Source organism: Faecalibacterium sp. An192 (assembly GCF_002160175.1).
Lineage (GTDB): Bacteria > Bacillota > Clostridia > Oscillospirales > Ruminococcaceae > Faecalibacterium.
Window position 1 is genome coordinate 1 of the sequence record NZ_NFKB01000024.1, and the last position, 13,206, is coordinate 13,206.

Sequence of the window (13,206 nt, forward strand, 5' to 3'; positions counted from 1 at the left end):
CCCTGCGAGACTTCTCAGATTTCTAAGACTTCTAAGACTTTTGATACTTTCTCTTATTTTCTCACAGGTCAGTACTTTTTTACAGTCGGGGGATTATGGAGCGCTTACGCTCAAATAATACCCCAGCAGCTGCAGAGGGATCACCGCCAGGCTGGCGGCGAAGTGCTCGTCTGTCTTGGGAATGTACACCGTGAAGTTTGCAGTGTCCTCCAAAGAGTAGTTGCCATAGCTGGTCAGACCCATCAGGTAAGCTCCGCGGGACTTGCACTCCACCATATTGGAGACTGTCTTTTCAAACAATTTGTTCTGGGTCAGGATGCCAATCACCAGTGTACCGTCTTCGATCAGGCTGATCGTTCCATGTTTCAGCTCACCTGCCGCGTATGCCTCCGAATGGATATAGCTGATCTCTTTCATCTTGAGGCTGCCTTCCAGGCTGACAGCATAATCAATGCCGCGCCCCACAAAGAACACATCATGGGCATTGGCGAACTTGGCAGCAAACCACTGAATCCGCTCTTTAGCCTCCAGGATGCGGGCCACTTTGTCGGGCAGGGTCTGCAGCTCTGCAATCAGATCGCTGCAGCTCTGTGCATCCAGTTCTCCGCGGACTTTGGCAAACTGGACAGCCAAAGTGTAGCAGGCTGCCAGCTGTGCAGAATAGGCCTTGGTGGTGGCCACTGCAATTTCGGGGCCGGCAAGGGTATAAAAGACATTGTCTGCCTCACGGGCAATGCTGCTGCCTACCACATTGACAATCCCCAGGGTGCGCAGGCCGCGGCTCTTGGCTTCCCGCAGAGCCGCTAGGCTGTCAGCCGTCTCACCGCTTTGGCTGATGATCACCACCAGGCCGCTGGGGTCCAGCGGCATCCGGCGGTAACGGAACTCCGACGCCAGTTCAACCCGCACCGGAATCTTGACCAGGTCTTCAAAGACATACTGGGCCACCATACCCACATGCCATGCCGAACCGCAGGCCACAATGTACAGCTGCGAAATGCTGGCAATTTCTTCCTCGGTCAAACCAACGCCGGTCAGGTTGATCTGCCCGTCCTGGATCACGGCGTGGAGCGTATCCTCGATGGCTTTGGGCTGCTCATGGATTTCCTTCATCATGAAGTGTTCAAAGCCGCCCTTTTCAGCTGCCTCCGCCGAGAAAGTGATTTCTACAGGCTGTTTTTCCACTTCATCGCCGTTCAGGTCATAGAAGACTGCGTTGCCCGGGGTCAGCCGTGCCAGTTCCAGATTGCCGATGTAATAGACGCTCCGGGTATATTTCAGGATGGCAGGCACATCCGAAGCCACATAAGTTTCGCCATCTGCAATGCCGATGATCATGGGGGAATCTTTCCGGGCCACAAAAATTTCTCCCGGATAGTCCTTAAACATAACCTCCAGCGCATAGCTGCCGCGAACCCGTACCATGGTTCTGGTTATGGCATCAACAGGCCCCATTTTATACTTCTTATAGTAATAGTCCACCAGCTTGATCAGGACTTCGGTGTCTGTCTGGCTGTAAAACGTATAGCCATGGCGCAGCAGCTTGTCTTTCAGTTCCTGGTAGTTCTCCACAATGCCGTTGTGGACCCCTACCACCTCAGACTCCACCGGACCAGACGCCGAATGGCGGCAGTTTCCGCTGACATGGGGATGGGCGTTGGTCACGCTGGGCGCTCCATGCGTAGCCCAGCGGGTATGACCGATTCCGCAAGTTCCGGCCATAGCGCGGCCATTGTCTGTCTTTTCAGCCAGGTTGCGCAGCTTGCCGGTGGCTTTCACCACCTCGGCCAGGTTCTCGCCATCCCGAACAGCCAGTCCCGCCGAGTCATAGCCGCGGTATTCCAGCCGGGACAGGCCTTCCAGCAAAATAGGCGCTGCCTGCTGGTGACCGGTAAATCCTACAATTCCGCACATAACGGATACTCCCCTTCCCACTCTGATCTGTTCATCGTGCAGCCAAGCGATCAGACACCATAGCCCCTTGCCTTGATCACTGCCACCACATCGTCTACATACTTTTGGCACATCTCATGTTCCGGTGCTTCCACCATAACGCGGACCACCGGCTCTGTGCCGGATTCACGGACCAGAATCCGGCCGGTGTCACCCAGGGCTTCGGCCACTTTGGCCACTGCGGCCTGGACCTCAGCGTCTGCCTGGGCAGCCTTTTTGTCTGCCACCCGGACATTCTCCAGCACCTGGGGATATACCTTGAAGGGGGCCGCCAGCTCGCTGAGCTTTTTCTTCCGGGCCAGCATCACTTCCATCATCTTCAGACTGGTGAGGATGCCGTCGCCGGTGGTGGCGTACTTGCTGAAAATGATGTGGCCGCTCTGCTCGCCGCCCAGGCGGCAGCCATTTTTGGCCATATATTCATAGACGTATTTATCGCCCACCGGGGTCTTGGCGTAGTCAATCCCCTGCTTGTCCAACGCCTTGTACAGGCCAAAGTTGGACATGATGGTGGTGACGATGGTGTTGTTGTCCAGCTTGCCCCGCTCCTTCATGTAGCAGCCGTAGATGTAAAGGATGGCATCGCCATCCACCACCTGGCCCTTTTCATCCACACACAGGCACCGGTCGGCGTCGCCGTCGTAGGCAAAGCCTACGTCCAGGTCCTTCTCCACCACAAACTTCTGCAGGCCCTCGATGTGGGTGGAGCCGGCATTCAGGTTGATGTTCAGGCCATTGGGCTGGTTGTTGATGACATATGTATCTGCGCCCAGGGCGTCAAAGATGGATTTTGCAATGTTCCAGCTGCTGCCGTTGGCGCAGTCCAGGCCCACCTTCATCCCCTTGAAGGAGTAGACCCCCAGGGAAATCAGATAGCCCATATACCGGTTGCGGCCTGCCACGTAATCCACGGTGCGGCCGATCCGATCCCGGTGGGCAAAGGGCAGCTCGGGCCAGTCCTGGTCAAAGACGTGGAGCTTGCCATCCAGGTAGTCCTCAATCAGCAGCAGCGTATCCTCGTCCATCTTCTCGCCGCAGTAGTCGATCAGCTTGATGCCGTTGTCCCAATAGGGGTTGTGGCTGGCCGAGATCATGATGCCGCAGTCAAAGTCATCCACCCGGGCGATATAGGCCACGCTGGGGGTGGTTGTGACGTGGAGCAGATAGGCGTCCGCCCCCGAAGCCACCAGGCCGCTGACCAGCGAATACTCAAACATATAGCTGGAGCGGCGGGTGTCCTTGCCGATCACGATGCGCGGAGGCTGGTTGTCCCCATTGCGCTGGCGCAGCATCCCATAATACCAGCCGATGAAGCGGCCGATTTTGTAGGCATGGTCTGCGGTCAGATTGATGTTGGCTTCCCCACGGAAGCCATCGGTACCAAAATACTTTCCCATACTGTTCTCCTCATCTGTCAACTGTCAACAGTTAAGATTTCATAACTCGATTGCTCACTGAGGTATAAATCGAAGCAATCATGCTCCTATTCCATATCATGCAACAAAACACAGATGCAATCAAGCCAATAATATTAAACATATTATTATTCCAAAAATATATTATACAAATCAATCCATACGCAAGTAAAATATATCTAATATCAGAAAATGAGATTTTAATTTTTATAATCCTATTTACATCTATATACCTATATATCGAAAGTAGAAGCATGGCACAGATTGTAGAAACCGCAGCCGCATACAATCCAATATACCTAATAACCATCAAATCAACCAACATATTTATAGCAGCTGCCATCAAACTCGATTTGGACACCTGCTTTGTATCTTTCAATCCAATATAAATAATTCCATACAAAGTCTGCAATACATTTAAAATGCTGCCAACTACCAGCAAAGGAATAAGGTTATACGCCTGTAAAAAATTCACACCAACCAGATATTTAAAGAAAACTGAACACCCCATAATCAAGACGAGACCACATGAAGCGAACATTTTAAAACACTGATTGGTAATTTTGGAAATATACTCTGCACCATCTTCATCATTGATATGCACCGCCACCGATTCAGTCCATGAAAGATTAAAAATAGAAAACACATTCACTACGATGGTGGAAAACTTGGTAGCTACAGCCAGTATCCCGTTTGCATCTACGCCTATAAAAATTGATACCAGGGTACGGTCAGATACACTAATAATCCACCAGGAAAGACTATTAGGAATAAGTGGAAGTGAATACTTTGACATTTCTCTTATTTGGTTCAAATTTATTTTTTTGAAATCAATATATTTTACAATATTTAATTTTGCAAAAATATAAAGAGTTCCAATTATCTGAGACAAAGCTGTAGCATACATCATACCCGATACGCCAAACGAGTATATTACAATAAACAAAATATTAAAAAAAACTGTAAAAATACCAGAAATGGCACTGCCCACAGCATAGACTATATTATCCCCGAGGCCACGTGCAACCTGCAGGAAAATAGAAATTAATGCGTTTGCAATTACACATAAAATAAATGGAAACGCATACTCTAGCATTATATATTTAGATAGTATTCCATAAACCACACAAAAACCACACACGGAAATAAACAGGCAAACCACACTATTGGTTATAATTTTTGACTCGGCACTCTGATTATCCCTCGCATCAATTAAAAACCGAAATACAGCTGATTCAAACTGTAAAGTAATTACAGGTGCAATCAGCGTAACGTAAGTAATGAGCAAATCGACCGTTCCATACTCTTCCGTTGATAAAACGGTTGTGTAAACAGGGAGCAGCAAATATGAAATGAGTTGCGTACAAACTTTTCCAAACAAAATAATCAGAGTATTTTTTATTAGAATTATATCTCGCCTCATTAACTATTATCCCCTATTTAGAATAACTTTTAGTAGTCCATATTTTTCCAGTGTGTCTTTAATGTAATTTCGGATTGTCAGCTTATGATAACCTCCCGCAAATTTATATGCAGCTTTCTTGTATCCATTTTTCTTATAATATGCCCAGAATTGATCTACTTCTGGTTTTTTTTTACATGGCATAACTAAGTGTATTTGAAGTGCATCTTCCAACTTAGTTTTCATCCAAACTGTTTTTTTCTTTACATGTATACCAAAAAAATCAATTGCTTTATCTGTATTAAAGAAAACCGAATTCACACCCTTATCATCGTCAAATAAAGACGTAACATCTTTTATGTTCCAATAATCTCCTAACGTGATATCTCCTACACGTGAACAGCTTGTATATGGACAACTATAACATGACTCTCTTTCTATTAAATTCATTAAAAACAACCTTTTGTAACACTGATTCCAATACGAATGCAACTCTTCACGTCCATCTTTATAGATAATACGATTTAAATTATAATGCCACCCTAATGCTTTATCCCGGAAATTAAACTTTGCAACTTTCTTTTTATTTGATTCAATTGCCCGGATATGATCAGAAAAAACTTTGGGACTTGGTGCGCTATGACATATCAGGTCACATGTAATTAAATTCTCCCTACCATAAAAAAATTTTTTCACAGCGGCCACTTGACAAGGTGTCCCAATGAACAAAACTGTTTTACTTTTCAAATCATCTCTTATCGAATCATAAACATTTTGAATATCGCTTTGAATATACTTACTTCCTTGAAGTTTCTCAAGGTTGTGTAATGAATCCACTCGAATATGCTTAACCTTCAAATGTTCATCAAAAGCAGCTCCATAAACACACCCGCCCTGATCTAAAACCACCTTTGAAAGAAGATATGCAATACCTCCTGATGAACTACCCTTCAGAATTTCTGTATTCTTTACTCTTGCCGCCAATACAAGTTTTGGCAAAATTTTACTTTCCGGATGATATACCTGACAAATATTTTCGCATGCATGGCATGCAATACAATTTTCCATTTTGATAAAAGGATGTAAAAAACCCTTTTCATCCGGCTCCATTGTAATACATTTTTTCGGGCAAACAGCCCGACAAGCAGCGCACCCTACACATTCATCCAATGGCAACATTTTAAACCCTCTTACCTTAAAGCTTCAATTAAGAAATTAATAGATTTTTCTTTTAAGGCCTTATGTAAAGAATCGACTTGACCCCAGTCAACCACCTTATTTATTCTCTCCAAATTGGCACTCTCATTATCAATCATCCTGCTCTGCAATTTGAGCGCTGACAACAACGTATTCATACGAGAGTTATAATTTCCATTTCCAAACACCAAGAAGGGTTTGTGATATAGAATTGAAAATACTGTTCCATGAAAGGAACTTGTTATTACAAATTTAGCGTGATGAAACAATGACAGAAATTGACTGGGTCCTGCGGGGACAGAAATTGATTTTATTCCTTCAATTTGTCTGCCTAATAATACTACCGGCAATCCTGTTTGCTTCTGAAGTTTTTTGACCGTATCTGTCAGTGCTCGATTTTTCCCCAAATAGTAAACCAATATATAGTTATCCTTTTCAATTTCATTTCCCAGAGGTTCTTCCAGCTTTTCCCATTCCTTTTTATTTAAAAGCAATGTTGGATCCAGAACAAGCCTCACTTTCTTTTCGGAGAGATTTTCCACAGGTTGTATCATTTCAGATTCTCTGACCGAAATCGAATCAAACCGATGCAAACATATCCAATACTTTTTCAAATATTTTTCCCATAGCGTTATGTTACCAGCACTCGCCGCATAAGATATGCGTTTGCCTTTAACACCTGACAGCAAAAATGCATCGAAATCAAAATGAATTGCAAGGGGATTCCAGACCTGATCACTTCCGCAAATAATAGCATCATATCCATCTTCAACACTTTGAAGTTGTGCATTCGTATTGCATTCAACGGATAAATCAATCCACTTATTTCTAAATTTATTGAAAGTTTTTGCTATTTTTTTGTTATGTGAATATCTTATTATTTTTCCAACCCGTGTCTTTAAAGGCAATTTTCCATATAATACTCTATAGTCACAATAAGAATAAATCTCTTCATTATTATAATCAATGACCTTTACATCGTATCCTAAATCCAGAATGGTTTTCTGCAATGCATACGTCTGCAATACAGCTCCATAATTTGTTGTCCTGTGAAAGGTTAAGATTCCTACTTTCAACTTAGTATCTCCTTGAATTTTTCAGCTTTTATTTTAATCCAGATTTTTCTCGGCGTAAAGCCTTTCCATCTATTGGCAAAATATATTTTTTTCTGACTGCTGCTTGGCATTTCGCACTGCTCTGAATACTTAGAAGCCGAAAAGAAGCCTTGCGGAGTAATATATATTCTGCCTTTCAGATCATCATAAGAATAGTGACAGTCCAATTTTCTTTTTTGCAAATGAATATACATAAGGCTATCTGTCATTTTATTTCCAGATTCTGTATATTCGCGTAAAAGGCGTCCATTTTCCCAATAGAACTTTTGGTTGCTTACATTTTTAATCGTACATGTTGGTGCAACCACAAATTGATTATACTGAGGCAATATATCGGCAAAGCAATTATCTCCATATTGAATCACATTTTGAGATTTGCAAATTGCTGGCATAAAAATTTCGTCAAAAAAGCAGGGCTCCGTATATGTAATTACTTTATCAAAATTAATCCCGCCCTTTAGTGGTAATTTAAACATGTGATTCATCTTCGGACAATTTTTATAAAGAGTCAAGTGTCCTTGTGTAAGAATTCTCTCACTTTTAGCAACTTCTCCAATGTCAAGAATGTCAAAGATTTTGCCAAAGATCAAATCAACGTCACAATATCCCCAATAATCTGAATCTTTTAAATAGTCTTCAAAGATCAAACCGTATGTGGGTCTAAAATCGCATAATTTATAAGGTGAAAAGTTTTTCATTGCGCTTTTTGACAAATTAAGCGCACAACAAATTTTTTTCTTCAACACCTCAAATTCAGTATGATACACTGTAACATTAGTAGGATACTCTTTTTTAACTTTTTGATCTGTAAAAATAAGGAATTCAATTTCAGAATTGATTTCACAGCTTTTTAAAAACAAATCAAAATAATCAGGCAATTTTCCAAAATAAGGAATTACTACTTTAATTTTCATACACAATATTTCACTTTTTTATTATGATAGATTCAATTTTAGATTGAATGCCATCAACTGCAATAAACAAAAAGATTGGAAACAGCTTGCAGCGATGTCGAATTGCAGTTCCGTAATTTGAAGTAACGGCTGCAAACATTGCCACAATTACAACTAAAACCAAAAGTAGCATTAGGATAAATTTTTCTTCTGTTGATTTGTGATCGCATTTCAGAATACTTATGCTCTTTTTTATTACTGCAATTGAAAGATAGATGTATAAGAGCGCATCAAATAGACCCGCAATATCAACCAAATTTCTAATCATCCATAGAAACGGGGTATATAAAAAATACATCATTCTTATTGGTAAAAACAGAATTGTCAGAATTGGATTAGAAAAGCTTACACCCTTTAGATACGCTGCACGGCCTTCAGCAGACATATTTCCAATACTACTAATGCCAGATATACTTAATTCTACTCCACCTCCAACCCCCAATTTTTCTGTACCGACACCATTTGAAAGCATATATATAAAAAATACAATCAATCCACCTGCCAGCAACCCTTTTTTCAATGCATTTGAAAGCCTGCTACTATACTTATCTTTTCTACTTAAGATAATTAAAACAGTTAATGCAATCATAATTATCATTGAAGTATGTAATATCATTGCAGGTATTAAAAATACGACAGATAGGAATAAATGCGTTTTATTATTCTTCAAATAATATATATATGAGTGTTTTATATATAACAATGTAAAAATCATTAATAATGGTTCTCTATTTGCAAAGTAGCTTGAAAATCTGATCAAATTAGGAAACAACGCCATACACCATGCCGCAACATTTGTTGTTTTTTTATTTCCATAGATTAGATCAACAACATCTATTGCAATATAAACGCAGTAAACACTTATTGCCATATTCATGGCCCGCACAGGCATATAGTTTTCTCCGAATACACGAAACAAAAAGCTAATAACCCACGAGTAAAAGTATGCACCAGTTGGAATTGAAGAGAACACATCACTTATTGGCATAGCTGCAAATTGTACAGCATAAATGCCATAGCCATCTGCATCTCCATCGTTTTGAACAGTATACAGAATGCATATTATCAGTCGAGTGATATATGCAATTGCTATTGCATTTCCTGTATGGGATCTTTTTATTGCAGAAATTGCCAAACCACCAGAGAGAATTCCAAGAACAAGCAGGCCATAGCATACATCGTCATTTCCGATAATTAGTGAAATACTCGATATAAGTACTGCACCGATCGTTGTAGCAATCATCACAATAGATGCAACAGGATTTTTATTACAAATACTCATCCGTTTACTTTCCTTATTACATTCAAATACTCGCTTGCGGCATGATCAATTGTAAATTTAATTGCTTTCTCTTCAAACAGTTTACGATTATAATCAAGTTTTAAAGCAGCAATTATAGCATTCGCCAGTTGTTGTGCATCATTGCAATCACATAAAACTCCATATTTTCCTATTCCATGCGACTCCATAATTTCTCTCGGGCCACCACTATCGCAATCTGTTGCAACACAAGGCACGCCGCACGCTATAGCTTCTATTAGTACGTTTCCAAATGCTTCTTGCCTTGATGAAAGGACAAATAAATCTGAACTTTTCATAAATTGGAATACTTTATCTGTATATCCATATAATTCTATATCACTTTCTAAACCATTTTTCTTTACGCAGCTTTCTAAGAATTTTCTTTGCTGTCCCTCTCCAAGTATAATTAGTTTCACTTTTTCTTCTTTTTTTACATATTGAATTGCCTTTATTAAATTATCATATGCTTTTTCTGGAACCAAACGTCCTACGGCTAAAACCAGCTTATATCCTTCTTTTTTTAATTTAATAAATGGGTGTTCTTTTTCGGCGAGGGCTTCATTTATTTCGGTCAAGTCTATTAACGGATGATATATTACCTTGATTTTATCTGGACTAATCTTATACCATTGTATTATATCGTCTTTAGCCGGAGTATGAGCTGCCACGATATAATCTGCGAATCGATACAAAATAGCATTTATACAAAAAACGGCTTTATGATATACTGTTTTTTTCCATAGAAGCGAGCATTTATTATCGTTAATCAAAATCGCTTTTAAATCTTTATTAAAAATTTTTAAAAAAGCTAGAACCGAGCAAGATAATCCTGGAGCAGCTAGAATAGTAATGCCCGGATTTTGCTTAATATATTTAGCAATATCTGGCATAGCCATCAAAACTTTAAGGTCTCCATGATACTTTCTTTTTTTAAAATCATATACTGCACATTCATCAGGAACTAATTCACGCATTTCGCCAGTTGCGTCTGCAATAAGAAGGTCAACTTTTAGTCCTTTTTTTATCATTCCTTTTGCTAAATTAATTATAATTTTTTGAACTCCGCCATTTACAGCGCTTTGCATTAGTAGAGCAACTTTGGAATCTTTTATTTCTTTATTGTCCTTCATAAATATCTTTCATTTCCTTTAGAACATATGACAATTCAAAATGTTTGATTTTCTCTAGACTATGATTCAAATAAATTTTTTTATCTTTCTCATTGGATTTTAATTCCAAAATTTTTTCTGAAAGTAATTGGGGATCCAATTTAATTATTATGCCATTATATTTGTTTTCTACTAAGTCTCTGTTGCCTCTAACATTAGAACATATTATGGGCACTCCACATGCCATTGCCTCCATTAGAGCAACCGGTAGTCCCTCCTGCTTTGACATGAAAACAAACAAATCACTGCATTTATACATTTCAGAAACATCATTTCTATAGCCCAAGAAATGTACATGTTCCGAAATCCCATATTCTAACGTCAGCTGCTTTAGATCCTTTTTTAAGCGGCCATTTCCACAAATAAGATACTGAATATCACTAATTTTATCGATATTTTTTAAGATCGACAATGCTTCTAGAACAATTTTATGGTTCTTTCTTGGTATAAGTTCTCCTACAGACAAAATAACAAAACTATTATGTGATATTCCAAGTTCTTCACGTTTTCTATCTCTATTGAACTCCATTGTATTAAATTTACTTAAATCAATTCCAACGCCTGGTATATAGATCACCTTTCTGCATTGAAATTTTTGGGCACGTTTATAGTCTTCTTGATTTATTGTTATCAAAACATCCGTGTAATGAGCAAGCCATCTTTCAACTGGATAATATAAAATCCAATTTATAATAGGCGCACCTGTGTAAAAATGGAATCCATGTGCGGTATAAAACACCTTTGTTCCATTCTTTCGTGCCCGCTTTGCAGCAAGACGCGTCAGCATCGCACCAACAGGCGTGTGACAATGAATAATATCATACCCACCGTTATCGATAACTTTTTTCAGATTTTTGTATGCTTTCAGATTTCCAATTTTTAACGGATTACGCTCAAATGGAATATTATAATATGTATCACAATAGGGAATTACGCAGTCAGCAGGATTTTCGTAATCATTTCTCGCAGCGACTGCTGTTTCCCAGCCCATCTCCTTGAACATCTTGAGATAAGGAACGTGGAATTCCATAATATGTGTTTTTACAACCGTCGCAACGAATAAAACCTTTTTCATTTACATTCCTCTATCACACATAAACCGCCCGAATTAACTTTAAAGAATTCAAGTTGATTCTTTCTTCTCAAACTTTTATAATTTCATGAACATTTCACCATGGCATACGAATCAACCGACACTATGCACGATACCTGTAATGTCAAAAAGTTGATTGTGAAATAGTTATAATCCTGATTAATGCTCTTCTCCGCTCATGGCTGTTGTTGCCCCTTCCGCGATCCCCTCAGTACTCTCCGGCATAAAAAGAATCTTCACCGTTGCCAGCATAATTTTGAGATCTTCAACAATACTGGGATGTGCAATGTACATCAGATCCATTTGCAGTTTGTCGTAAGGCGTCGTATTGTATTTTCCATACACCTGGGCATAGCCGGTCAGGCCTGCTTTTGCCTGCAATCTCAACGCAAATTCAGGCATTTCCTCGCAGTACTGCGCTGCAATCTCGGGACGTTCCGGGCGGGGTCCGCAGATGGACAAATCCCCTTTCAGGATATTGATCAGCTGGGGCAGTTCATCAATCCGGCACTTGCGGATGATATGGCCCACCGGCGTGATGCGGTCATCCTTGTCACCTGTGGACAGCCGCGCCACGCCATCTTTTTCAGCGTCCACCCGCATGCTGCGGAACTTCATGATTTCAAAGGTCCTGCCATCTTTTGTCAGCCGTACCTGCTTGTAAAAGGCAGGCCCTCCATCTAATTTAATGGCGATCGCGGTGATCAGGAAAATTGGGCTGGTAATCACCAGCGCGACCAGGGACAGCACAATATCCATTGCACGCTTGACAAACAGATATTCAGGGTTTGCCATGTAACGCCCTACCCGCAGCATCGGCAAATGGAACATATGCATGTGGTGTGCACCGCTCATGATGACGTCGCCCACCCGGGGGATCACAAAAACATCAATGCCGCGCGCAACACAATATTTCAAAATAATATTTCTGTCATGGCTGTGGATCCCGCTTAGGAATACAGTATCCATATCATTCAAAAGACTCAGATTATCCAGGCATTCATCGACACTCAGTGTCTCCTGGACGTCATATTTCAGGCCAAGATCGTACTCCTGAATCAGCTTCTCCATTCCCTGACGATGATCATATACAACAGCCGTCGGACGAGGCGGAAAAACTGTATAGTACCACTTATGAGAACCAAAAGACCACACTGCGGCCATCACCAGCTGGCCTGCAATGGCTGCAATTCCCGGCAGCAAATTACAGACTTTCGCTGACATCAGGCAAATCACGATATACATAAGGCCATCGGATGCCATTGCCGCCAGCGCCTGGCTATAGAAAAGCTCCGAGACGTGCTGCATCGACATCAGGAAGGCATCGTATACCTTGCCCAGTACAATAAACAAAGCTGCATAGAGCAGCAGAACTGCACTGTTTCCCACCCATGTTAAAGTTGATTTAACTTGCCTCTCATAATACAGAAACCAGCAGGCTGCAAACGGCAGCGTAACCAGCACCACATCCAGTACTTTGACGATTCGCAGCATCACATCATGCTGAAATTTTGACATACAACTCTCCTTATACATCCAAAAGCAGCCTGTCTTTTGAAAAAGACATCAAAAGAAAGAGAGCTGCTCTCCTGCACGATCTTCGTGT

The 13,206-nt window shown here is 41.1% G+C and carries 10 protein-coding genes; all 10 read right to left on the reverse strand.

All coding sequences use genetic code 11. From position 1 onward, the window contains the following. Positions 1-93 precede the first annotated feature (93 nt). Positions 94-1,914, reverse strand: a complete 1,821-nt coding sequence (gene glmS, locus B5F27_RS08590; protein WP_087366523.1) for a glutamine--fructose-6-phosphate transaminase (isomerizing) — start codon at positions 1,912-1,914, stop codon at positions 94-96. 50 nt (positions 1,915-1,964) lie between these two features. Continuing rightward, the gene (glmM, locus tag B5F27_RS08595; protein WP_087366527.1) at positions 1,965-3,350 is read right to left on the reverse strand and encodes a phosphoglucosamine mutase; all 1,386 of its coding nucleotides are present in this window, start codon (positions 3,348-3,350) and stop codon (positions 1,965-1,967) included. 31 nt (positions 3,351-3,381) lie between these two features. Further along, on the reverse strand, positions 3,382-4,791 hold the full coding sequence (locus B5F27_RS08600; protein WP_087366530.1) for an oligosaccharide flippase family protein: 1,410 nt from the start codon (positions 4,789-4,791) through the stop codon (positions 3,382-3,384). Between the two features lie 6 nt (positions 4,792-4,797). Further along, complete coding sequence (locus B5F27_RS08605; RefSeq protein ID WP_087366533.1) at positions 4,798-5,949, reverse strand: Coenzyme F420 hydrogenase/dehydrogenase, beta subunit C-terminal domain; 1,152 nt, start codon at positions 5,947-5,949, stop codon at positions 4,798-4,800. 11 nt (positions 5,950-5,960) lie between these two features. After that, positions 5,961-7,043, reverse strand: coding sequence for a polysaccharide pyruvyl transferase family protein (locus B5F27_RS08610; protein WP_158098223.1), 1,083 nt, complete (start codon positions 7,041-7,043; stop codon positions 5,961-5,963). Beyond that, entirely contained in the window at positions 7,040-7,996 is a 957-nt protein-coding gene (locus tag B5F27_RS08615) for a DUF6625 family protein (RefSeq protein ID WP_087366540.1), read from the reverse strand. Before B5F27_RS08615 ends, B5F27_RS08610 begins: the two co-directional genes overlap by 4 nt. A gap of 10 nt (positions 7,997-8,006) precedes the next feature. After that, complete coding sequence (locus B5F27_RS08620; RefSeq protein WP_087366543.1) at positions 8,007-9,317, reverse strand: glycosyltransferase family 39 protein; 1,311 nt, start codon at positions 9,315-9,317, stop codon at positions 8,007-8,009. Next, positions 9,314-10,468 (reverse strand): glycosyltransferase, encoded by a 1,155-nt coding sequence (locus B5F27_RS08625; RefSeq protein ID WP_087366546.1) that lies wholly within the window; start codon positions 10,466-10,468, stop codon positions 9,314-9,316. The genes B5F27_RS08620 and B5F27_RS08625 overlap by 4 nt, the downstream gene beginning before the upstream one ends. Further along, on the reverse strand, positions 10,455-11,582 hold the full coding sequence (locus B5F27_RS08630; protein WP_087366549.1) for a glycosyltransferase family 4 protein: 1,128 nt from the start codon (positions 11,580-11,582) through the stop codon (positions 10,455-10,457). The genes B5F27_RS08625 and B5F27_RS08630 overlap by 14 nt, the downstream gene beginning before the upstream one ends. 177 nt (positions 11,583-11,759) lie before the next feature. Continuing rightward, positions 11,760-13,118 (reverse strand): sugar transferase, encoded by a 1,359-nt coding sequence (locus tag B5F27_RS08635; protein WP_087366552.1) that lies wholly within the window; start codon positions 13,116-13,118, stop codon positions 11,760-11,762. Positions 13,119-13,206 lie beyond the last annotated feature (88 nt).